This window comes from Bacillus sp. FSL K6-2839 (assembly GCF_038003365.1).
Classification (GTDB): domain Bacteria; phylum Bacillota; class Bacilli; order Bacillales; family Bacillaceae; genus Bacillus.
Window position 1 is genome coordinate 122,263 of record NZ_JBBOOZ010000002.1, and the last position, 23,064, is coordinate 145,326.

Sequence of the window (23,064 nt, forward strand, 5' to 3'; positions counted from 1 at the left end):
GTATAAATCATGAAGTTTTTATGACGACCCTTTTTCCGCCCCTATCATCATAACAAAATACGCTGTAAAATTCTAAAACCAATGCAAATTTTCTCTAGTCTTACAATTTGCTTGTCAGGAGGGTAAGTCTTTTGCTGAATCGCTATCTTACAGTAAAAAGTCGTGGCGAGCATGAGATCGTCATTGAAAAATCACGTTTTATTTGTCATATACAGCGTGCTGTCTCAGAAGAAGAAGCACAAGCATTTATACAATCCATTAAAAAACAACATTGGAATGCCACACATAATTGTTCTGCCTATCTCATTGGAGAACATGACCTGATTCAAAAAGCGAATGATGATGGTGAACCAAGCGGTACAGCAGGTGTGCCAATGCTTGAAGTGTTAAAAAAACGGAAGCTGAAAGATACAGTCGTAGTGGTCACTCGTTATTTCGGCGGTATTAAGCTAGGCGCCGGTGGATTGATTCGTGCCTACGGAAAATCTGTATCAGAAGCCATCAACCATGTTGGTATGGTAGAACGCTGTTTAATGCGTACGATGCACACAACAATAGATTATACATGGCTTGGAAAGGTAGAGAATGAGCTTAGAGCCTCATCTTTTCAGCTAAAAGAAATTCATTATGCAGAAGATGTTATTTTTGAGACGTATGTAGAAGAAACACAAACAGAGCAGTTCATTGAATGGATGACTGAGCTGACAAATGGAAAGAGTGTTACAAAAGAAGGCGAACTGATTTATTTAGAAAAGGACATTGGTCCGATAAAGGAGACAGATGAATGGCACAACGAGTAAGAGTGCGTGTACGAAAGAAAAAGAGTAAGAAGAAGAAAATTTTCAAACGTATCCTGGTCTTATTTTTGCTTCTTATCATCTGCATGGGCGGATTTGCAGTATATAAAATAGTCAATACACTTCAGGCTGCTGACAAAACATATGATGAGCTAGACCGAGGAGAGAAATCGAAGCTTCGTGATGCGGTCATTGATATTAAGAAGAAACCTTTCTCTGTACTATTTGTCGGAATTGAGGATTATGCCACAGATGGTGATCATGGCCGTTCAGATTCACTCATTGTCGCAACGATTAACCCTCAAGACAAAACGATGAAAATGGTTAGTATCCCTCGTGACACACGCGTACAGCTTGCAAGTGACACGACAGGAAATAAAGAAAAGATCAATGCAGCATTTGCTAAAGGTGGAAAAGACGAGACGATTGAAACTGTCGAACAATTCTTGCATATTCCGATTGATAAATATGCAACCGTTGATTTTGACGGATTCAAGGATGTCATTGATGAAGTCGGCGGAATTGATATCGATGTTCCATTTGACTTCAATGAAAAAAGTGATGTGAAAAAATCGAAAAAGATTTACTTCAAAAAAGGCAATATGCATTTAAACGGGGAAGAAGCACTTGCTTACGCTCGGATGAGAAAACAAGATCCACGCGGTGATTTCGGACGTAATGATCGTCAGAAACAAATTTTACGCGCAATGATTGATCAAATGTCGAAGGCAAATAACATTGCGAACGTCGATAATATCGCTAAAGAAGTAAGTGATCACATTACGACCAACTTCCGTATCACAGAAGGTCTTGCACTTCAGCAAATCTACAGCGGATTTAAAGGAAACGACACAGAAACGCTTTCTATTAAAGGGTCAGATCTTTATTTAGGACCAAATCGAACGTATTACTTTGAGCCAGATCAAACCAATCTAGCTAACGTACAAAATGAATTACGGACGCATTTAAAGCTTCCTGCTGAATCTTCGACTGAAACAGATTCACAAACCAATCCACCCTCTGGTGAAACAGGGTCAAGTGATACAGCTAATCCTTCGACCAGCACACCAGGACAATAATAAAAACAGCCCAGTTCCTAGGAACGGGCTGTTTTTTATTGTCTTTTGACCATTCGTTTATAGAATTTCGTAAATGGTTTGAACTCTTCGTTGACCAAACCCGTGACTTCCGCAATCACTTGCATAAACATCACCAGTAAAAAGATAATGATGAGCGATAACCAAATGGTCGCGCTTGTCAGCAAAATCGCACTTAAGCTAAAGACTAAGCCAATCATGTAAATGACGATGACCGCCATGCGATGGGACAAGCCAAAGGCCATTAGTCTATGATGAATATGAGATTTGTCTGGCGCTGAAATCGGCTGTTTGTTTAATATGCGTCTAATGATTGCAAAGGTCGTATCAAATATAGGAACACCTAGAATGATCACAGGAACAACAACACTAAACAAAGTGACACTTTTGTATAATCCTAAAAGTGACAGCACCGAGATCATATACCCTAAAAATAGCGAACCGGTATCCCCCATAAAAATCTTCGCTGGATGAAAGTTGTAAAAGAGAAAGCCGATCGTACTGCCAATGACGACAAGAGATAAAGAAAGAATCAGAATCTTATCAGCAGAAAATGCCATCACTGCAATCGTTGATAAACCGATGACGGAAATACCGGCAGCTAGTCCATCAAGACCGTCAATTAAATTAATGGCATTTGTGATGCCGACAATCCATAGCACGGTGAGGGGATATGCCATCCAGCCTAACTCAATTCGATCTGTTAAAAAAGGAACAGAGAAAAAATCCATTTTTAAGCCTGTGCTCACAATCAAACAAGCAACAAGAACTTGTACGAGAAATTTAAATTTTGCACTTAAATTATATTTATCATCAAATATACCTAAAATGACGATGAGTACGGCACCAACTGAAATTGCTGTAATTTTATTATGTAGAAACAGCCCGCCTGCTAATGCTCCAGCCGCTACCCCAATAAAAATTGCCAAACCACCCATTCGAGGCATTACTTTATCATGAACTTTTCGTTTATTCGGCTGGTCCACTGCACCAATCTTAATTGCAAACTTTTTGACGATTGGTGTCACAATTAAAACTGTAGCCAGAGAGACAAAAAACGCTAATAAGGCGCGTTCGTAATCCATAGGTCAGTCTCCTTCTAAATTGAAATCTGTATTTTGTATATTGGCCGCTCTTTCCATTATACAATTGAATAGAGGATGATCACAAGCTCCCCCGGTGAAGAAGAAACAAATAAAAACGCACAATCCCGAATGAATTATGCGTTTTCTTTAATATTCGTTAGTTCCACCATGTTTGTGAACAGCGCGTGCCAATCTTTTTTCTTCGCACGGCTTTGTCTTAGATGTCTATAGGTCGTGTCGTCTTTTTTGCTGATCACTTTCAGGCAGGCTTCTACGAAGAGCGCAGGATCATCGCCCTCTAAATATTCATACACATCCTTCTCTTTTAGCCTTTCCGTTGATGGGAGATTTAAACCGACAACCGGTATTCCAGCTGCTAAAAATTCATAGAGCTTGAGAGGGAACACCGCTTGATTGTAAGGGGATTGTTTGTATGGCATCATGCCTACATCAATCAGCTTCATATAAGCAGGTACTTCTTCTGGTGCAACAGCTCCTGTCCAAATCACATTTGGCCGTTTGAGTGCATGCTGAAAAGATGGATCTCCATTCGTTCCATCCGGACCGACAAATAAAAATGTCCAATCAGGCCGCATGCGAGCAGCTTCAGCCATCATGTCAAAATCGAGCTTTGGCTTGATTCCTCCGATAAAACCAAGCACGGTTCCTTCTCTTCCTTCCAGCACATCTTCTTTACAAGGAAGATTGCTTTTCGCAAATACATCGTACTCGACGCCATTTTCCACAGTAAACACATCTTTCGGTTCTCCCATAAGACGTTTTTTGATTTGATCGTGTAAATATTGAGAAGAGCATGTAATGCTGTGTGCGTATTTAATGATTCGATTTTCTGCTTTGACAATGACACGCTGCCTCATATAAGAAAGAATGTTGTGTTTGCCGCTTATCGGCTCTCCCCACAGGTCACTGCAATCATAGACAATGTGTTTCCATTCAAATAAGGAAGATAAGAGCGGAAAGCCCGGAAACGTATACCATAAACAAACAGCAATCCCCTTCTTTTCCTCCTGCCGCAAATGTTCAAGAAGAGGGGACAATTTATGAATATAGAACATGTCTTGATATCGGCCAAAGCGAAATAATTTACTCTTGAGCACATCAGGAATGGTCAATTGCTTCATTCGATCTGTTATGGGCTGAAAGGGAGCTGTATGACGAGATGCTGACGGGCATACCCAGATGACCTCTTTCGTTTCCGGATCAGATGCTAGAAATTCGGCCAGCCGATGCCGTCTGTACCTCAGTCCGTCCTGTCCCCATTCTCCCGTCGCTACGACAACATGTATGATCGAGTCTGCTTTCACCTTTATCACCTTTTTTCCCTTCTGTTTATAAGCGCTTCTTCACAGCATTTGTCGCATAGTGCATAAAACACCAGGACGCTTTGACAAAATGAAGCTGCTCAATTTCTCTGTAGACAAACCACGTTTTTTTCGCTGCTTTCCACTTGTTACTAGAGATGGAGTTTCCAACGATGCGATATTCACTGAGCGGTTCGCTCATACCATAGGCTGTAAATCCTCTTTTTAATATAGACAGCCATGTAGCTAAATCCTGCCTTGTGCGAATGTTCGGCATTTCCACATGTCCTACCTTTTGAAGATCAAGCATGACCGTTAAACAGCCGATAATGGTATTTTTCAAGGCTTCATTATAATCTAATCTCGCTGGCGCAGTGACGGTTTTTTCTAACGGTTCTCCATTTTCTGCAATGATGTCATATGCCGTAAATGTAAAGGCATAATCATTTGTCAGCATGAAGTCTACCTGTTTTTCAAGCTTCGTCTCTTTCCACTTATCATCGCTATCTAAAAAAGCAATAAAGCGCCCTTTTGCCTGGTTGATGGCTGCGTTTCTAGCAAAGGCGGCTCCCCCATTTTCCTCTAAATAAATGACGTTGATTCTGTCGTCCGCTTGACTTAAATCCCCTAATAGCTTTCTCGTTCCATCTGTAGAACAATCATCTGCAATGATCAGCTCCCAATTGGAATAGGTTTGGGCAAGGACGGAATGAACTGTATCCGTTAAATAACGTTCCGCATTATACGCCGGTGTAATGATGGATACTAACGGTTGATTGTTCACCTAAGACTCATCTCCAGTTCATCATTAAGATTCTTTGAACACTTCGGGTAAGACCACAAACATGAGCGAGATGCTAAAGCCAATGACAAGCCCAAGCAGTGCACGTTTTTTGGCTGACATGCCTTTATTGCCCTCATCAAGTACTTGTGCAGGATCGACAATCTTTGCCTGCTTCATTCCAAGCTTTGTCGACTCCAATTCATATAAGAATCGTTCTTTATCGACTTTGGAATCATTGCTAACAGATTCGTCTTCAAGAGCAGCTAATCTACTTTCAATCACCTGCTGCCTTTTTGTAAATAATGCTTTGTCTTGCTTAAGAAATGTATCCGACACCTGCTTCACGACAGCCAAAGCGCGATCCTTATCGGCATCTGTGAAAGACAGCTGTAATTGTGTATCTGATTGATTGGTAAGGATGAGACGGGTTTTCACATCCTGCCTTTCTTCTTCTTTGACATCACTGAGTGATTCGTTTAGAAAAGCATCGCTTTTTAATAGAGATGTCACTTCCGCCATATTGTTATACACCCCATCATCATATTTACCAAGAGTGAGGGTAACAGCAGCTGTGTAACTGGACTGCTGCGTAGTTCCTTTAGCAAAAAAGAAACCAAAGGCGCCTAATATGACAGGCAGCAGGATGAGCCATACGATGTACTTTTTGATTCGCTTCCCTATTCTAGATATGAAACCAGACATGTTCATTCTCCCAACATTGACGTATTTGCTCTTTCACTAGTGTAGCCATACAAACGGTTTACCACAGCTTGAGTCGTTGTTTATTTTTCAACATATTCACCGCTGCGATCACCAGTCCTAAAAATACCCAGTGGAAATATAAATTCGAGACGGAGCTAGGACTGATACTTGAAACGAGAAAGCTCAGCATGGCTGCAAACAACCCTTCAATGATCATTTTTGCCGATCTTGTTTCAGCCCATTGGTATTGTTTGTACAGTGTGAACATGAGATAGGCGTATACTGAGATATAGCCCAGCATGAATGCAAACCCAAAGTTCGTCATCAATTCCAGCAGCCAATTGTGCACTTCTACGACCTGGTCTGTATCAAAGATCGAAAAGTGAGCTAAGTAGTAAGACACATTCCCCGCTCCAACCCCGAATCCGTATGAATTCGTAAAGAAGTGCCAAGCATTTTTGATCAAATTCGCTCTCGCGATGTTAGACGGGAGTGGTTCACTAAAAGAATGTGCGACCTGAGAAGCGAGAAACAAGTCATAAAAGACCGAATAAATCTTGGCTGAAAAGACAGCGATACAGATAACAACAAGTCCGCCTGCTGCAATGATTGACCACTTTTTGAGGAATCGCGGCAGCAGCAGCCACACATAGACCGCCACTCCTGCAAATATGCCAAGCAGACTGGCTCGGGATTCGGTTAACAATATGAGATACAGTGCGGCGATTGCCCCTAATAATCCAAACGCTTTGATATAACCGTTTTTCATTTGACGCATGCACGCTAGATATAAAAAGAAACTAATCGATAAAAACGTCGCAAAGTCATTTTGATTAAAAAAGACAGATGTAGGATAGTGCTGTTTATACGCTGGTCCTAGATACAATGAGGTATTCGGTAAATGGTTCAATGTAAAATGATTATAGAACCCAATCCCCATCACAAACACAGTCATGACCAGCCAAATGCTATAAAAGGTCACCACTTGATCCATTCGCTGAATGAACATGACGACAAGAAAGACAAACCCCATCCCCATTGCAAGCAGGGACATATATTTCAGGCCGTCTGTGACCGAATGAGCCCAAAGCAGTGAGATGAGCCCGTAAAGAAACCATGCAGTGAAAAAACCAAGAATTCCTTTGACACGAATCTGCTGCCACTGCGATATGTACGTCCCCTTATCTCTCATCCGCCATATGAATAAAGCAAAGACGGCGATAAGCATAATACGGTAGAGAAAAAGACTAAAGAATCCGGCACTAATAGAAAAGAAAGCGTTGTTGAGAAAAGTCAATGCAATCAAAAGATAGATGGCTGACATGAAGATTTGCTCACCATTCATGTATAGCTTCATCAACACGAGAGCAGCCGACAGGATCAAAAGTATAACCGGAACAGCCACCATCTTCTTTAACCCGACGGGCTGGGCGGTTGCCATTTGTACAAGCCCGATCCCTGCTGCAAACAAAATACATCCAATCATGATTTGCCATGCTGTTTGTTTCACACTCATACCCATTTTCCTCCTAAGCAACCCATCCGATTTGAGGGATTAAGCCTTGATTTCCTGTTCATAGTAGGAAATGGTACGAGCCAAACCTTCCTGTAAACTCACAACAGGCTCCCATGCTAAGACTTGTTTCGTTTCCTCATTTGCCAATGTACTATGCACAATATCTCCTGCACGCTGCGGCTTGTAAATTGGTTCAAGATGCGACCTCGTCACCCGCTTCATCGTTTGAAACAGCTCATTCACAGTGATCGAATCACCACATGAAATATTTAAACAAACGTTTGATTGAGCTGTTAAAGCCGCAACATTCGCTGCTGCTAGATCACCTACATAAATGAAATCTCTTGTTTGTTCCCCGTCTCCGAAAATGAAAGGAGCCTCATCTTTTGCAAACTTATCAGAGAAAATAGAGACAACTCCGCCTTCGCCAAGTGCGTCTTGTCGCGGACCATAAACATTGCTGTACCGAAGAATACAATAGTCCACATCATACAGTGATTTTGCCATTTCTAAGTATCGCTCTACTGTGAGTTTCGCTAAACCATAAGGCGAACCAGGCTTCAGACGGTGAGCGGTGTCCACTGGCAGATACACTGGATCTCCATAGACAGCTGCTGATGAGGCAAATACCATTTTCTCCACTCCTGCTTCAGCCGCTGCTTTCATGACGTGCAGGGACCCTTTTATATTGACCTCTTCGTCATAAACGAAATTCTGAACGGAAACGGCTACACTCACCTGTGCTGCAAGGTGAATGATATAATCCGGTGCCATTTGTTTGATCAAATCGACCGTTTCTAATTTTGTGACATCTGCCTCAATGCATTGAACGGAAAGGTGGGCAATATTTTCCCGAGATCCAGTTGAAAAATTATCAAGAACGATGGGCTCGTAGCCTTTTTCTAGTAAAGCCTCTACCGTGTGTGACCCAATAAATCCGCTTCCCCCAGTAACCAATACTTTCTTCATCCAAGCTCCCCCTGTTATTGTGCCTTTGATACCAATTCTGCTTCCCATACGCCTGGGCGGCCGATAGACTGGTAAATAAATCCTCTCTCTTTCATTTCTGCTGGATCAAACAAATTCCTTCCATCAATTACAATCGGTGAACGAAGCAGCTGCTTGATTTGGTCTTTATCCATCTTCTGTACGTCATCCCATTCTGTTAGGATGAGGCAAGCATCCGTATCTTTTACTGTTTCATACAGGTCATTGCTGAAGACAGCCTGCGGGCCAAGCTCTCGCTCTGCTTCTACATAAGCAATCGGATCATAAGCCTTCACAAAAGCACCCAGCTCTCTCAGCATAGGGATAATGTCTAATGCAGGCGCTGAACGCATATCATTCGTATTCGGTTTGAATGCGAGACCTAAGACAGAGATGGTTTTTCCTCTAATATCACCGAATACACTCATCAGTTTGCTGACAAGGTGAGCTCTTTGGTGATTGTTCGTTTCAATCACGGACTCGATCAGCTTGAACCGGTAGCCGGCTGTTTCGGCAATTTTGAGAAGAGCCATCGTGTCTTTCGGGAAACAAGAACCCCCAAATCCAATGCCCGCTTTTAAAAATTTTTGCCCGATGCGGCTGTCTAATCCAACTCCTTCGCTGACTTTTTCAACATCAGCGCCCACCCGCTCGCAAATATTTGCAATGTCATTGATGAATGAGATTTTTGTGGCAAGCATGGCATTTGCAGCATACTTAATCATTTCAGCACTTTCTAAGTTGGTCTCTACAACCTCTGTTTGAAACGGATCATGCAATCTTTTGATGATGGTTGACGCATGAGTGCTTGTCGAGCCTATTACTGCCCGCTCCATATTCATCGTGTCTTGGATGGCAGAGCCTTCTCTGAGGAACTCTGGATTGGATACGACATCAAAAGGATATTTACTGCGGGATGCTTTTTCAACAATGGCTTGAACGAGCCGGCCTGTTCCAACGGGCACTGTGCTTTTATTGACGATGATTTTATAGCCATTTAGATGTTCACCAATTGTTTGAGCGACGGCTTTCACGAACGTTAAATCTGCTTCCCCCTGTGCTGTCATCGGTGTCCCTACAGCAATATAGATAATCTCTGATTCCCTGATAGCGGCAGGAATATTGGTTGTAAAAAACAGTCTTCCTTCCTCCGTATTCTTTTCAATCAATTCCTTTAAACCTGGTTCATAAATGGGAACGACACCACTTTTTAAGCTGTTGATTTTTGATTCATCGATGTCACAGCAGATGACACGATTTCCGATATCAGCAAAACAAGTACCCGATACTAACCCGACATACCCTGTTCCAATCACAGCAATTTTCTTCAACATTTTTCATCCTCTCAATAAAAGCATATTGTCCGTTCCAAGCTGTTTATCTATCTATCATTCTTTGCACATTTCATCTTGTTTAAACGATGGATATTGATTGATTAAGCACCTTTTCATATAGCTGTATGAGATGCTTCGCATTATTTGCAGATGAATATTCTGTATGAACGATTTGTTGAAGATCGTTCTTCACTTGCTCACTCCATCTGTTTTCATAAAGGTAGGCGTGAATGGCCTCTTTTAACTGATTCGTCGAACGCGGATCAACGAGCAGGTGCTGATAGCTAGAAAATAAAGATGGGAGACCACCGACTCGTGTCGCAATGACAGGTACTTTTAAAGCAAGCGCCTCTAGGACGACGGTAGGCATTCCTTCACTATAGGAAGGAAGTGCAAACAGATCAGCTGCCATTAAGTAGTCTTTCACCTGCTCATTCGGCACCTGTCCTGGGAGTACAATGGATGCACCAGCCCGTTCTGTGAGCTCCTTTGCAAGGGGGCCTTTTCCAACAAAGACTGCTTTCACACCATCCATGCCGCTGACAGCATCAGCTAATTCAAGTAAGCCCTTCTCTTTGACTAATCGCCCGACGAAGACAACGAGCTTGTCGTGAAGCGGTAAACCTAACTGCTTCCTGATGCCTTGTTGATCTTCTTCCGTTTTAGAAAATGACTGAAGCGGAATACCGAGCGGGAGACATTGCGCTTCCACCTTTGTCATGTCATTTGTCTTTTTAGCAAGCTCCTCGCTCACCGTCAGAACAGCAGATGCCTGTTTCACCGCCGTTTCAAAGGCTGCATGTGCCCCTTTGCTATAGCCCGGATACACGTTCACATCACTGCCATGTAAGGTCAAAAGATAAGGAATTTGCGTTTTTTTCTGAATGACAGCCGCCGCTCCGCCAGACGGCATCGCAAAGTGCGCATGGATAAAATCTGGTGACAGCTGATAACGCTGCATGGCGCCTAGAACAGAAGCCGCTATTCGTTTACTCGGCTGTGCCCATTTCAACTGTCCAGGGAGCGCTGTATAGGGCGGCCTGTATACTGTCACTCCGTTTCTCACTTCCTGTTCAAGCAGATCTTTTTTCTGCCGATAGGACGCCTTCAACATCCGCAAAACCGGTGGATTTACCGGATTGGGACATACGACGGTCACTTGTATTCCTTGTTTGAGCAGCTCCTGTACTTGCGTTTCATGGAATACACCTTCACTTGGATGTTTTTCACTAGGATATACACTTGTCAGCCATAGCACCTTCATGACGAACGACCTCTTCTCAATAATCTGCCTGCCACCTGCGGATACATTTTGATGAGCAGCAAGCCATACAACGCAGCACTGACACAAATCGTCAATCCTAATTGAAGTGTAATGTCCGCAGACGTCAGCTTCATGCCTTGATGCAGGGCTACCGCACAGGCGGCCATCAACAGCGTCATGACAGCAGGCTTTCCAAGTGATTTTAAATACACCTTCATATCAAGCTGAATGACATACGCCATGAGCCATCTGCCGACAATAAAGTTGAGCAGGCTGACACCTGAGTAAACCCAAGCTACTGTGAGCAGACTGCCTGTGCTGACACCTGCATATAAGGCGCATCCATACACGATGAGCATCCCCGTATCCCAATAAAAGGCTAAGTCCGCTCTCCCTTTGGCAAGAAGTATTGAACCGTTTGGATTCATCAGTACACGCAGAAGGCCGACAATGCACAAAATGTTAAGAACCGGAACGGCTACGAGCCATTTCTCTCCAAACACTACTTCTATAAAGCTATCTGATACGGCAGCAAGACCGATTAATAACGGAAAACTAATCAATGCGAGCATATTCGTCATACTGAGGAAGCCCTCTCGCAGCATGGAGTGATCACGCTGACTTTTTGCGAAAACAGGGAAAGCCACTCTCGTCACGATTGGGTTAATCTTCAGCACCGGGATCGTTACAATTTGATACGCCAAGCTGTAAATACCTAATGCTTCTGCTCCAAGAAACCGGCCAATTAAAATCATGTCTATGTTCGATCCTGCTCGATTGACCAGTCTGGATGCGAGCTGGAATGCACCGAATGAGAAAAATTCTTTCACTTCCCCTAATGCAAAAACAGGTGCTGGGCGCCACTTCTTCCAATAAGCTGCGGCATACATAAGCCCTTTTCCTGATTGCAGCAGCACTTGAGAAATGACATAGGCCACAATCGGATTGATGAAAAAAGCCAAAGCGAGTAAAACAAACAGCGATATCATGGTTGCAATGGCTTCAATGGTACTTAATGTTTTAAAGGCTAAGTCCTTTTGCATCATGTACTGGTATTGCTGGCCCATTGGTGCAATCAGAAACATGATGGATAATAGTTTGAGCAAACCCTCCAGCTCTGGCCGGTTATAAAAGGCGGCAATCATTGGGCTTACTAGAATGAGTAAACAGAATAAGACAATTCCAGTGAGTAAATTGATCCAATATAATGTAGATAATTGACGTTCTGTTGTTTGTTCCTTTTGGATGATCGCTGCCCCAATCCCTAGATCAAGTAAAATCTGCGTAAATATTGTGACAGTTGTGATCATGCCAACGAGTCCAAACTCCTTCAGTGACATCACGTTCCCTAAAAAAGCGAACTGTGCGATTTGGATAATCGTAATGATGAATGCGGACAAGCTTGTCCATTTTGCCCCGCCTAGCATGCGTTTTTTCATACTTGCCATTTCTCTTCCCTACTTTACTTATCTGGCTCCGTCACCCGTCATGATGACTTTTAACGTTTTTACCATAATCTTCGTGTCGAGAGAAAATGTCAAGTTTTGAATATAATGTAAGTCGTGCGTTAATTTTTCACTCGGACTCATTTCATATCCTCCATTTACTTGAGCAAGACCTGTCAGTCCCGGCTTTACTGCTAATCTTTTCGTAAAACCTGGAATCGTCCGATTAAATTCTGCGGTAAACATCGGTCTTTCCGGCCGCGGACCTACGATACTCATTTCTCCTTTTAACACGTTGATAAATTGCGGGAGTTCATCGATTCTTGTTTTACGAATGAAGGCTCCCACTTTGGTGATACGCGGGTCATTTTTTTGTGCCCATTTCGCTCCTCCGCTTTCAGCGTCGGTTCTCATCGATCTGAGCTTCCATAATTTAAAGTAAACACCGTCTTTCCCGACCCTCTCCTGCATATAAAAGGCTGGTCCCGGTGTTTCCAGCTTAATCAAGAGAGCAAACAGCAAAATGATTGGCGTACTCAACATCAATCCGATGAACGAGAACATTAAATCTATGAAACGTTTTGCAAATAAATAACGAACCATATGTTCTGTTAAGGCAAAAGAGTGGTTTCGTCTCACTTCATATTCTCTATAAAGATTCATCGCTTTCTCTGCACTCACTGACCTGCACCTCACCATCTAAAGTAGTTGTTGTGTAAAGAGATGTTCTATGAAAGTCAGTTTATCAGAGCAACATTAAGCAAATGTAAATGCGCTGTTAAGTCTTGTAAAACTGTGTTAAGAATGAGCACTTATATCAAGTTATGCCCTTTTCAACGTAAAAAAGACCCGCAATTCTGCGGGTCTTTGGGTCTTTTCTTTATTTTGCTTTGACGGATTCGATGGTTTTTAATCGAAGGGGTCCGTTTGCATCTTTTGTATAGGTTACTTTCACTTTTGATTCTTCTTTTAAGCTGTTCACTTGTTTAGAAAACGCATTTCCGAACTGAATAGCTACTTCTTTGCCATCAATGTTCACAGCAATGGTATGTCCATCAGCCAAACCGACATATGTGCCTTCTTTGGTGACTTCATTTTTCTTATTTGTTGTTGATTCTTTCTTTGTTTTAGAATCAGCTTTTGATTGATCCTTAGCAGGTTCTTCTTTTGTGATTTCTTTACTTGAGCTGTCTTTTGCCGCTTCATCAGATTGACCAGCTTGCTCTTCTTTTTGAGCAGCTGTTTCTTTGCTTTGATCATCTGCTTTTTCATTAGATGACTGATCTTCTGTTTTTTCCTCTGAAGCATTTTCTTTCTTTTGATCAGCCGCTTCGTTTGTTTCCTTTTTGCTGTCATCCTTATTGTTGTCGCTTGATTGATTTGTTGTGCCGCATGCTGTGAGTAATACACCTAGAAGCAATACTAGAAACGGCATTGTGATTAATTTTTTCAAGATCGTCACCTCTTCATGATTTGTCGATTTGCTGTCGCTTGAAGATTCATGCGTAAACCATTCACCTTCTATGTTTCAATTATAACAAAGATAACCAAAAATGAAATGTATTTTTAACTTGACACATTATTGATTACTCAATCACTTCAGAGACTTTTGAAAAAAGGCTGCCGAGAGACGTTCTCGAGCAGCCTAAGAGGAGTATCTGAGGCACCCCTCATGTTTGTATTTTCTTATCTAAAGTAACCTGACACACCGCTTGAAATGCCTGACGCTAAACGATCTTTATACGTAGCAGATTTCAAGATGTTTGAATCAACTGGACTGGACACAAAACCAGTTTCTAAAAGAACACTCGGCATCTTAGAATATTTAATCACGTAGAATCCAGCTGTCTTCACACCACGGTCTCTTGTACCAAGTGCACTGACCATTTTAGGCTGAATGTTTTGCGCAAGCTTCAAGCTGTTTGCAGACGCATAGGTTTTGTCATAATACGTTTCTGTTCCGTTTGCACTGCTGTTATCATTTGAGTTGGCATGGACACTAATGAAGATATCTGCTTTCGCATTCGCACCTTTGCTCACTCGTGTTTGAAGACTGTCAAATGTGTCTGATGTTCTTGACATGGTAACAAGTGCACCAGCGTTGTTTAATTTCGTATTTAAACGTTTTGCTACATCTAAATTCAAGTTCTTTTCATATAAACCGTAGCCTACAGCTCCTGAATCATGTGCACCATGACCTGGATCAATGAATACTTTTTTCCCGACGGCAGGATTTTTTAATTGATTCACAACAGTTGGTGTCACCGTATTTGTACTGCCTACGACAGTAAATTTGGTGATTTTTTTACTGCTAATTGTTGCTCTTGTTACTTTTGGTAATGTCTTTTCATTCGTTAGAAGCAATGCTTTGTTTTGCTTCGCTGCGATCCCTGCAGCAGAAGATGAAGTGGCATAGCCAAATCCTCTTCCTACATAGGTATTATACGTGCTCATATTATACTTTTTCACAATATTAGCGGCAACGTCATAACGAGTGGAGCCTTTGATTCGTGTTGGAGATTTCAATTGATTATAAGCTGCTTTTGTGACGTAATTTTCTCCGCCGACTACAATGGTTTGTTTGACATTGCTTGCTTTTGCAACAGAAGCGATTTCAGAACGAAGTCCCTTTTTATCTGTGTAGAGAATCGGGAATCCTTTTTGTGCTGCTACCGGTGCAATTGCAATCCCATGAGCATAGAAGGAACCTTCAACGACAACGACGCCTGCTGGCTTTTTCATTTTTTTCGCGATATTTGCAGATAGCTCATATCGATTTTTCCCTGAAATACGTTGTGTAGAGATGCCCATTTTCTTCACTTCGTTGACTACGTTGTTTGACACACTTGATGTACTGCCTAAAACGATAACTGTCTTTGTTTTTAAAGCCTTTAGGGCTTTTTTCGTATCACCCGAAAGACTCTTACTGTTTGTATAAAGAACTGGTCCATTTTTTTGGTGTGCAAGTGGAATCCCTGCTGTTGCATCTGCATACGCAGTTTTCCCTACTAAAACGACTGTACTTGCAGTCCCCCAACCCTTTTTCGCTACGTTTGCTGCTACAGCATATCTGCTCCCGCCATCAATTCGTGAGACGGAATTATCTGCTGAAGCTGTCGGAACAATAACGAAAATGGCGATAAGGCTGAGGATGGCTGTTTTCATGATTGAGCGCATCATCTATGTCCTCCTTTAACCCTTTAATAGTTTGTTAGTTTTGTACCTGGATAGTAGAACGAAAGTATGGAAGAATATGAGTTTCCAGATTCTGCTCTAGCTTTGGCTCCGTATTGGCTCATACCAATGCCGTGACCATATCCTTTTCCTGAAATCGTAAAGTCATTTGTATTGTTTTTGACAGACGCAAATGTGCTTTTCACCTTTGTTGCGCCCATGACGGATCTAAACTCGGTCATCTTCATACTTGCCGTTGTGCTTTTGTTTACTGCATACGTGCCTGTTTTATTTTTCAGATGATATGTCAGCTTGATCGATACCGTCTTCGCACGCTGGCCTTTTGTTTTTCCTGAGAATGTCAGGCTTGAGATGGATGCAATCTTCATATCAGATGCAGCTGTTTCTTTGTTTTTGAGTAGCCATGATTTGAGACCAGCAAGGTCCGCTGCATTTGTCTCTTTTGTCTTAGACCACTGAGATGCTGCTGTGCTAGCAGTCAATGTTGTGCCTAGTTGTTTTTTAGAGAGTTTTAGCGTCCATGCATTGACCGGATCTTTTGTATCCTTTTTGGCCACTAAGTACGGCAGTGCATTTGCCCACACTTCTTCACTTGCCTCTGTATAACCGCCATTACTAGAATAATAGGTTGCTGAAATGAGCTGATTGTTGTATTTCAGTACCTTCCCTTTTGTGGCATCGACAGCTTTTGTCGAATTCGTGTACCAGTTATATCCTCCATATACTTGGAAGGCAGTTGTATCAGGTACGACTTTTCCAATACTTTTCACTGAATACGTTCTAGCGGCAACTGCCTGTGCTTTTAGCGCTTCAACATGCCAGCTTGCAGGCATTTCATTTGGTACTACGCCTTTTAGATAGTCTTCAAATGGAATATTTTCGAGAGTCGGCCTGATATAACCTGATTCAATTGCAAAGTTGACGCTGCCTAAGTACGGCTTCCCTGCAATTTGAAGGACATTTTTCGTTGAATATTTCTCAGGAACAACTCTTACTGTGTTATACGTCTTTATGCCTTTTAATGAAATTTTTCCGTTAGAAATATTCAATTGGTAGTTTTGATTTTTTTTCAGATAGACTTGTTTAGCTAATGAGTTTTTCAAGCTATCTTTAATCGCACTTGTGCTACCAGCAAGGTGATAAGCATATGTACCCTTTTGTTTCAGCAGTGCTTTTAGTGACGCTGTGACAGAATCTGGTTTCACATACACAACGGTACTGTTAGACTTTGCAGCCAATTGAGACAGCGGCATAGCATAAATATAGCTAGAGGCTTTTGCCAAATAAACTTTATCTGCATTGATATTTAATTTCTTAATAATATTCACAGATAGTTCATAGCGATTGGCACCACTGATTCTTGTCACCTGTGACGTTTTTTTAATTTGATTCTCTACTTTTTGTCCCGTACTTTTCGTACTGCCGATGATGATGACTTTACTTGGCAGCTTGTAAGACGGAATGGAATCTTTTTTTGTTAACAGGATTGGATATCCCTTTCTCGATGCATAGGATGCAATCGCAATCCCATTCATAAATGAGTTTCCGCCGACAACGACAGCTTGCTTATAGTTACCCATTTCTTTAGCGATTTTTTGAGAGATTTCAAACTTGTCTTTTCCACTAATACGTCTGACTTTGCCATACTTTTTAATAGATTTCTCAGCAGCTGTGGAAATACTTTTCGTGTTACCGATGATCAGGATGTTATCCGGCTTCATTTTCTTCAGCTGGTTTTCAGTTGTTTTTGTCAGTCTTTCAATGTTCGTATACAAAATGGGTGCGCCTAGTTTGTAAGCTAACGGTGATACAGAAATGGCGTGATCAAATGCATCACGGCTCACAATGACAACAGTTGATGGATTCTTCCAGCCAGCAGACGCGATGCTATTAGCAACTTCGTATCGATTTTTGCCATCATATCTTTTCGTGACAGCCACATTTGATCCTGACAGTTTGTATTCTCCAGCTGTGGATAGATCCATCGTTTTTTTATTTCCGATATAATTAGACAATTTCACTGAAATTGTCGAGCTAGCCATGGCAGACTGAAAGGGTGCGACTAGTAGAGTCAGTGTCATGAGAACAATAAGTGTAACGCCTGTTTTCTTCAATTTTGTTCATCCCGCCCATCTTTTTTACTTCTGTTTTTCAATCTTTTGAATTTCCTTTTGACCACTGTCATTGATAAAGTAAGAGATTTCTACTGTGTCTCCTGGTTTGAATTCATTTAACACATCTTTAAAATTATCCGTAAATTCATAGCTTAAGGTCGTATTCACTTTTTTCACTTCGACTGTATGTGCATCAGCCATTCCAATAAATTCAGCTTTTTCTTCCAGCACCTGAGGAGTTGAACTGCTTGTCTTGTTTTCTCCCGAGGACTGCTCAGCCGTTCCACATGCTGTGAGCACGATACCAAGTAGTAGTATTAAGAACGGTAAAACGACGATTTTCTTCATTTTTTTCACCTCATGTCTTTGTATCGTCTTATAACTTAATATTTTAAGGTAAATTTAAGGTTTTTTGAAACCTTTTTTTTGTTACAACGTCTATATCTAGGTTCAGAGTAAAAAAATAACTTGTTTATCAAGATTCGTAAACCTATAATCATGGAAGAATCATAGAAAAGGTGAGGGACATTATGAGAGCTGAAAGAAAACGAAAGAAAAAAAAGGTTCTTTGGATTGTTTTATCGATTATTGGCTTATTCGTATTAGCAACTGGCGGATATGCATATCATCTTTGGAATACAGCAGCATCAACCGTGGCAGGCATTCAGGAGAATTTAAAGAAGTCAGATAAGCGTGACAAAGATGTCGATTTAAATAAGAAAGACCCGATTTCTATTTTAGTCATGGGTGTTGACGAAAGAAAAAATGACCGAGGCCGTGCGGATACATTAATATACATGACCGTTAACCCAAAAACCAAAACGACCGAGATGGTGAGTATCCCGCGTGATACGTATACAAAAATTGTCGGAAAAGGCACAATGGATAAAATCAACCACTCCTATGCATTCGGCGGCACACAAATGGCAGCAGATACAGTAGAGGAATTGCTTGATGTACCTGTTGATTACTTTGTGAAAGTCAATATGGAAAGCTTTAAGGATATTGTCGATACACTAGGCGGCATTACAGTTAACAGCACATTTGCTTTCAGCTATGACGGCCATTCATTTGGTACAGGAGAAATTAATCTAAATGGTGATCAAGCCCTTGCCTACACAAGAATGAGAAAGCAAGATCCAAAGGGTGACTTTGGACGTCAGCAAAGGCAGCGCCAAGTCATTGAAGGCATCATTGCAAAAGGGGCAAACATTTCATCTATTACGAAGTTCGGCGATATGTTCAAAGTCGTGGAAAACAATATGAAGACCAACATGTCATTTGATGATATGTGGACGATGATGAATGACTACCGTGACGCAAGACAGCGCGTCAAACAGCATGAGCTGAAAGGAACAGGAGCACGCATCAATAACATCTATTATTATCAGCTTGATGATAATAGTTTAGCTACAGTGAAGAAGGAATTGAAGGAAAGTTTGGAGCAGTAAAAAAGAAGACTACATGACTGTAGTCTTCTTTTTTTATGATTTGAATGGGGCAGGTTTTTCTTCACTTAATCCAAATCGATGGAGGAGCTCTTCGACAATTCGTCTCGAGGCTTGTCCGTCACCATAAGGGTTAGACGCCTTCGACATATTGTCATACTCTTTCTGATCTACTAGCAGCTCTTTTGCCATTTTGTAAATGGTCTCTTCATCTGTACCTGCAAGCTTAAGCGTGCCGGCTTTCACGCCTTCTGGACGTTCTGTTGTATCACGCAGCACTAATACTGGCTTCCCTAGAGAAGGCGCCTCCTCTTGTACACCGCCAGAATCCGTTAAGATAAAGTGTGAAGCGGCAGCAAAGTTATGGAAATCAACGACTTCAAGCGGTTCAATTAAGTGTACCCGATCGAGACCGCTAAATTCTGTCTGAGCTGCATCACGTACAGCAGGGTTTAAATGAACAGGATAAACGACCTGAACATCTTCAAACTCTTCTACAACACGTCTAATGGCTCTAAACATGTTTTTCATCGGCTGTCCGAGATTCTCTCTGCGATGGGCCGTTAACAAGATCATTTTATCCGTGCCTATTTTCTCTAAAATAGGGTGCTGATACTGCTCAGTAACCGTTGTTTGCAGGGCGTCAATCGCTGTATTCCCTGTCACACAAATGGTCTCTTCTTTTTTATTTTCAATTAAAAGATTCTGCTTCGCTTCGTCTGTAGGTGCAAAATGAATATCGGCAATAGCGCCTGTCATTTGACGGTTCAATTCCTCTGGGAACGGCGAGTACTTATTGTGTGTTCTCAATCCAGCTTCGACGTGACCGACTGAAATTTGGTGATAAAATGCTGCCAAGCTTCCTGCAAAGGTTGTTGTAGTATCCCCATGGACAAGGACAATATCAGGTTTTTCTTCTTGGAATAATTGATCTAGCTTTAACAGTGCATTTGATGTGATTTCAGATAATGTCTGGCGTTCTTTCATAATATTTAAATCATGATCCGGTTGAATGTCAAAGGCTTTCAGCACTTGATCAAGCATTTGCCTATGCTGAGCAGTCACAGTGACAGAGGACTTGATTTGCGGATGTTTTTTTAGTTCAAGGACAAGGGGGGCCATTTTGATCGCTTCAGGTCTCGTCCCGAATACAGTCATTACATGTAATGTTTTCAATAGTCGATGCCTCTTTCCTTCTCATTTATCATATGTTTATTATACAAAAGAATAGAAACGAATCCTAATCATTCAATTTTCAATCTTTACATCGCCTTTACCCTTTTCAACATAAAAATTTACACGGACTCTTTACAATAGATGTTGTATCAGATCATCAGACATTTATCGTAAATCATTTGTCATTTCTATCATTTGTAAGTTACACTTTATGAAAGATGAAAAATGAAGTCAAATCATTTTTTCAATATGTAAGGAAGGTGCAAAGTTCATTGAAAAAAGTACGTAAAGCCATTATCCCAGCTGCAGGTCTTGGGACACGTTTCCTCCCTGCAACAAAAGCTATGCCTAAAGAAATGCTGCCAATCGTTGATAAACCAACCATTCAATATATTATTGAAGAAGCTGTTGAATCAGGAATTGAAGACATTATTATCGTCACTGGAAAAGGGAAAAGAGCCATTGAGGATCATTTTGATTTTGCACCAGAGCTAGAGCGCAACCTGGAGGAAAAAGGAAAAAGTGAGCTTTTAGAAAAGGTGAGAAAATCCTCTAACATTGCTGATATTCATTACATACGTCAAAAGGAACCTAAAGGACTTGGACACGCCGTTTGGTGCGCACGCAACTTTATCGGTGATGAACCTTTCGCCGTTTTATTAGGTGATGATATTGTTCAAGCCGAAACACCCGGACTTCGCCAGCTGATGGATGAATACGAAAAGACTCTTTCATCTGTGATCGGTGTTCAGCAGGTGGCAGACAGCGATACACATCGCTACGGGATCATTGATCCTCTTACACAAGAAGGACGCCGCTACCAAGTGAAAAACTTTGTTGAAAAGCCGCCGCAAGGTACAGCACCATCCAATTTAGCCATCTTAGGACGCTACATTTTCACGCCAGAGATCTTTATGTACCTTGATCAGCAAGAAATTGGTGCAGGCGGAGAAATTCAACTGACAGATGCCATCCAAAAGCTGAATGACATTCAGCGCGTATTCGCCTATGATTTCGAAGGAAAACGATACGATGTCGGTGAAAAGCAAGGCTTCATCGAGACGACTCTAGAGTTCGCCCTTCAAGATGAGGATCTGAAAAAGAAACTCATTCCATTTATGAAACAGCTTCTCGAAAAAGAAGAAGTGAATTAAAAAAAGCTGCCGGGATCGGCAGCTTTTTATTTGATCACTGAAATCGTCAGTGTATGCTGTTCATTATCAATGACAAACAAGTTGTTTTCGCCCTTCACTGCGAATTTCGTTTGTTTCTCATTCATCCAAACGTTCTGTTCTGTCAGCCCAAGTGTTGAAGGAGAGATTGACATGATCTCACGGAATACCATCGTATTCGCTTGACCATTTTGAATGACATAGTCGGCTTTCTCTGTGGTCAATCGTTCAATCATTCCGCCTTGATTACTTTTGATCGAGCTCAGCGTTTGCATTCTTTGCTTAAGCACAGATTCTTCTTTTCCAAGGAAAGAAAGTAAATACTCATACGAGCCTGCAGATGCGGGCGATACGTAGGAATTAAACTGTCCTGGTTCAATGGATAGTGGCTTTAATTCCTCTGCATTTTGAAGCGCAGCAGGTTTGACAAAATACGTTTCTGAGGCTGTTTTAATTTTAACGGCTTTTTTATTTTCAGCCACAGCCTGCACTTCTTGTCCAAAGGGCAAAGTGACATCCGCCTTTTTTTTCATGGCTTGATCTTTGTAAACCGTGAGTGGATCTGCCGTGACAATCAGCTGTTGATCCACCTTCTTCATATCAGGCGCCCCTTTCATCTGCGGGTTCTTAGTCTGAGGCGCTTCTGTCTTATCTGATGACATTGCACCAAATGTAGCCAGTGTACGAAGTGGGCGATCTGAAAACATGGATAAGGCAAGCAGAATAGTTAAGACAGCTAATATTGTCACTTGAAATGCGGGGCCGAAAAATGAACGACGTTTCCCATTTTCTTTATAACGTGTGACCTTTTCCGTCTTTTGTACACCTTTTCTACCTTCCTTATGTTCCAATTGGTATTTTTGTTTCTCTTTTTTGGAGAGCTTATTAAACCAGTCAACAAACTCCTTATACTCTTTCACAACCTTTTTCGTATCATCAAACATACGAAGCTCCCCATAATGCATCCAAGCCACCCGGTCACAGATTTTTTGGATTTGGCTAATGGAATGACTAACAAAAAAGATCGTTTTCCCTTGTTCCTTGAATTCTGTAATTCGATCCACACATTTTTGATAGAAGGTTTGGTCTCCAACAGACAATGCTTCATCAATAATCAAGATATCTGGATCAATATGCGCTGAAATGGCGAAGCCAAGACGTGATTTCATTCCGCTTGAGTAGCTCTTCACAGGCTGATCAATAAAGTCACCAATATCTGCAAACTCTACGATTTTTTCATAAAGTTCGTCTATCTCTTTATTCGTCAGCCCCATCATTAAGCACTTGAGGCGAATGTTGTCTTTCCCGCTTAATTGGTTGTTCAGCCCTGCCGCAATGGCAATTAACGAAGGCTGGCCGTCCATATCAATTTCACCACTTGTCGGTGGAATGATTTTCGCAAGAAGATTCGACATCGTTGATTTTCCAGATCCATTGATCCCTACAAAGCCAATCGTTTCACCTTCATATACATCAAAGGACACATCACGAACAGCAAAGAAACCTTTTTCATTTTTATTGGGTAAAAACAGTCCTTTAATCTTATCTGACTGCTTTTTATATAGGACGTATTGCTTGGATACGTTTCGAAACGAAACCTTTAGTTTCATCGTATAATCTCCTTAC

20 protein-coding genes are annotated in these 23,064 nt (G+C 41.6%); 4 read left to right on the top strand and 16 right to left on the bottom strand.

Going from position 1 to position 23,064, the window contains the following annotated elements; genetic code table 11:
- Nucleotides 1-131: 131 nt before the first annotated feature.
- Both MHH26_RS14755 and MHH26_RS14760 read left to right on the top strand, forming a co-directional pair.
- Nucleotides 132-800: a YigZ family protein gene (locus tag MHH26_RS14755; RefSeq protein ID WP_012011434.1), complete on the top strand. Its 669-nt coding sequence runs from the start codon at nt 132-134 to the stop codon at nt 798-800.
- Nucleotides 785-1,876, top strand: a complete 1,092-nt coding sequence (locus tag MHH26_RS14760) for an LCP family protein (RefSeq protein ID WP_034660153.1) — start codon at nt 785-787, stop codon at nt 1,874-1,876. Before MHH26_RS14755 ends, MHH26_RS14760 begins: the two co-directional genes overlap by 16 nt.
- Before the next feature lie 35 nt (nt 1,877-1,911).
- Here the strand turns inward: MHH26_RS14760 and MHH26_RS14765 are convergent, their stop codons facing one another.
- From MHH26_RS14765 to MHH26_RS14830, 14 genes are all read right to left on the bottom strand, one after another.
- On the bottom strand, nt 1,912-2,979 hold the full coding sequence (locus tag MHH26_RS14765; protein ID WP_034660156.1) for a glycosyltransferase family 4 protein: 1,068 nt from the start codon (nt 2,977-2,979) through the stop codon (nt 1,912-1,914).
- 134 nt (nt 2,980-3,113) lie between these two features.
- The gene (gene tuaH / locus MHH26_RS14770) at nt 3,114-4,304 is read right to left on the bottom strand and encodes a teichuronic acid biosynthesis protein TuaH (protein WP_427847077.1); all 1,191 of its coding nucleotides are present in this window, start codon (nt 4,302-4,304) and stop codon (nt 3,114-3,116) included.
- Between the two features lie 25 nt (nt 4,305-4,329).
- Nucleotides 4,330-5,085 carry a teichuronic acid biosynthesis protein TuaG gene (gene tuaG, locus MHH26_RS14775; RefSeq protein ID WP_340973910.1) on the bottom strand — a complete coding sequence of 252 codons (756 nt, stop codon included), beginning with the start codon at nt 5,083-5,085 and terminating at the stop codon, nt 4,330-4,332.
- Between the two features lie 24 nt (nt 5,086-5,109).
- Nucleotides 5,110-5,787, bottom strand: a complete 678-nt coding sequence (tuaF, locus tag MHH26_RS14780; RefSeq protein ID WP_106030565.1) for a teichuronic acid biosynthesis protein TuaF — start codon at nt 5,785-5,787, stop codon at nt 5,110-5,112.
- Between the two features lie 58 nt (nt 5,788-5,845).
- Nucleotides 5,846-7,303 (bottom strand): teichuronic acid biosynthesis protein TuaE, encoded by a 1,458-nt coding sequence (gene tuaE, locus MHH26_RS14785; protein ID WP_106030566.1) that lies wholly within the window; start codon nt 7,301-7,303, stop codon nt 5,846-5,848.
- A gap of 39 nt (nt 7,304-7,342) precedes the next feature.
- A complete protein-coding gene (locus MHH26_RS14790; RefSeq protein WP_340973913.1) occupies nt 7,343-8,272 on the bottom strand; it encodes an NAD-dependent epimerase/dehydratase family protein in 930 nt (309 codons plus the stop codon).
- Nucleotides 8,273-8,286: 14 nt separating this feature from the next.
- Complete coding sequence (gene tuaD / locus MHH26_RS14795) at nt 8,287-9,624, bottom strand: UDP-glucose 6-dehydrogenase TuaD (protein WP_340973915.1); 1,338 nt, start codon at nt 9,622-9,624, stop codon at nt 8,287-8,289.
- 79 nt (nt 9,625-9,703) lie between these two features.
- Nucleotides 9,704-10,888 carry a teichuronic acid biosynthesis protein TuaC gene (tuaC, locus tag MHH26_RS14800; protein WP_340973916.1) on the bottom strand — a complete coding sequence of 395 codons (1,185 nt, stop codon included), beginning with the start codon at nt 10,886-10,888 and terminating at the stop codon, nt 9,704-9,706.
- On the bottom strand, nt 10,885-12,336 hold the full coding sequence (gene tuaB / locus MHH26_RS14805; protein WP_340973918.1) for a teichuronic acid biosynthesis protein TuaB: 1,452 nt from the start codon (nt 12,334-12,336) through the stop codon (nt 10,885-10,887). Before tuaB ends, tuaC begins: the two co-directional genes overlap by 4 nt.
- Nucleotides 12,337-12,354: 18 nt before the next feature.
- A complete protein-coding gene (locus tag MHH26_RS14810) occupies nt 12,355-13,014 on the bottom strand; it encodes a sugar transferase (protein ID WP_340973920.1) in 660 nt (219 codons plus the stop codon).
- Between the two features lie 199 nt (nt 13,015-13,213).
- Nucleotides 13,214-13,795, bottom strand: coding sequence for a hypothetical protein (locus MHH26_RS14815; protein WP_340973921.1), 582 nt, complete (start codon nt 13,793-13,795; stop codon nt 13,214-13,216).
- 224 nt (nt 13,796-14,019) lie between these two features.
- On the bottom strand, nt 14,020-15,510 hold the full coding sequence (locus MHH26_RS14820; protein ID WP_106038241.1) for an N-acetylmuramoyl-L-alanine amidase: 1,491 nt from the start codon (nt 15,508-15,510) through the stop codon (nt 14,020-14,022).
- Nucleotides 15,511-15,533: 23 nt separating this feature from the next.
- The gene (locus tag MHH26_RS14825; RefSeq protein WP_106030569.1) at nt 15,534-17,642 is read right to left on the bottom strand and encodes a SpoIID/LytB domain-containing protein; all 2,109 of its coding nucleotides are present in this window, start codon (nt 17,640-17,642) and stop codon (nt 15,534-15,536) included.
- A gap of 24 nt (nt 17,643-17,666) precedes the next feature.
- A complete protein-coding gene (locus tag MHH26_RS14830; protein ID WP_024423640.1) occupies nt 17,667-17,990 on the bottom strand; it encodes a hypothetical protein in 324 nt (107 codons plus the stop codon).
- A gap of 182 nt (nt 17,991-18,172) precedes the next feature.
- Between MHH26_RS14830 and tagU the strand changes: the two genes are divergently transcribed.
- Nucleotides 18,173-19,093: a polyisoprenyl-teichoic acid--peptidoglycan teichoic acid transferase TagU gene (gene tagU, locus MHH26_RS14835; RefSeq protein ID WP_307500348.1), complete on the top strand. Its 921-nt coding sequence runs from the start codon at nt 18,173-18,175 to the stop codon at nt 19,091-19,093.
- A gap of 33 nt (nt 19,094-19,126) precedes the next feature.
- Here the strand turns inward: tagU and wecB are convergent, their stop codons facing one another.
- A complete protein-coding gene (wecB, locus tag MHH26_RS14840) occupies nt 19,127-20,266 on the bottom strand; it encodes a non-hydrolyzing UDP-N-acetylglucosamine 2-epimerase (RefSeq protein ID WP_340973923.1) in 1,140 nt (379 codons plus the stop codon).
- Between the two features lie 272 nt (nt 20,267-20,538).
- On the opposite strand from wecB, the gene galU reads away from it, so the two are divergent.
- A complete protein-coding gene (gene galU / locus MHH26_RS14845; protein WP_034660174.1) occupies nt 20,539-21,420 on the top strand; it encodes a UTP--glucose-1-phosphate uridylyltransferase GalU in 882 nt (293 codons plus the stop codon).
- A gap of 26 nt (nt 21,421-21,446) precedes the next feature.
- Here galU and tagH read toward each other — a convergent pair whose 3' ends face one another.
- Nucleotides 21,447-23,048, bottom strand: a complete 1,602-nt coding sequence (tagH, locus tag MHH26_RS14850) for a teichoic acids export ABC transporter ATP-binding subunit TagH (RefSeq protein ID WP_034660175.1) — start codon at nt 23,046-23,048, stop codon at nt 21,447-21,449.
- Nucleotides 23,049-23,064 lie beyond the last annotated feature (16 nt).

Coding starts and splice junctions, on each gene's coding strand:
- tuaD (WP_340973915.1), bottom strand. CDS start 9,624: ATGTTGAAGAAAATTGCTGTGATTGGAACAGGGTATGTCGGGTTAGTA.
- MHH26_RS14765 (WP_034660156.1), bottom strand. CDS start 2,979: ATGGATTACGAACGCGCCTTATTAGCGTTTTTTGTCTCTCTGGCTACA.
- MHH26_RS14820 (WP_106038241.1), bottom strand. CDS start 15,510: ATGCGCTCAATCATGAAAACAGCCATCCTCAGCCTTATCGCCATTTTC.
- tuaE (WP_106030566.1), bottom strand. CDS start 7,303: ATGAGTGTGAAACAAACAGCATGGCAAATCATGATTGGATGTATTTTG.
- tuaB (WP_340973918.1), bottom strand. CDS start 12,336: ATGGCAAGTATGAAAAAACGCATGCTAGGCGGGGCAAAATGGACAAGC.
- MHH26_RS14830 (WP_024423640.1), bottom strand. CDS start 17,990: ATGAAGAAAATCGTCGTTTTACCGTTCTTAATACTACTACTTGGTATC.
- tagU (WP_307500348.1), top strand. CDS start 18,173: ATGAGAGCTGAAAGAAAACGAAAGAAAAAAAAGGTTCTTTGGATTGTT.
- tuaF (WP_106030565.1), bottom strand. CDS start 5,787: ATGTCTGGTTTCATATCTAGAATAGGGAAGCGAATCAAAAAGTACATC.
- MHH26_RS14760 (WP_034660153.1), top strand. CDS start 785: ATGGCACAACGAGTAAGAGTGCGTGTACGAAAGAAAAAGAGTAAGAAG.
- tagH (WP_034660175.1), bottom strand. CDS start 23,048: ATGAAACTAAAGGTTTCGTTTCGAAACGTATCCAAGCAATACGTCCTA.
- MHH26_RS14790 (WP_340973913.1), bottom strand. CDS start 8,272: ATGAAGAAAGTATTGGTTACTGGGGGAAGCGGATTTATTGGGTCACAC.
- tuaC (WP_340973916.1), bottom strand. CDS start 10,888: ATGAAGGTGCTATGGCTGACAAGTGTATATCCTAGTGAAAAACATCCA.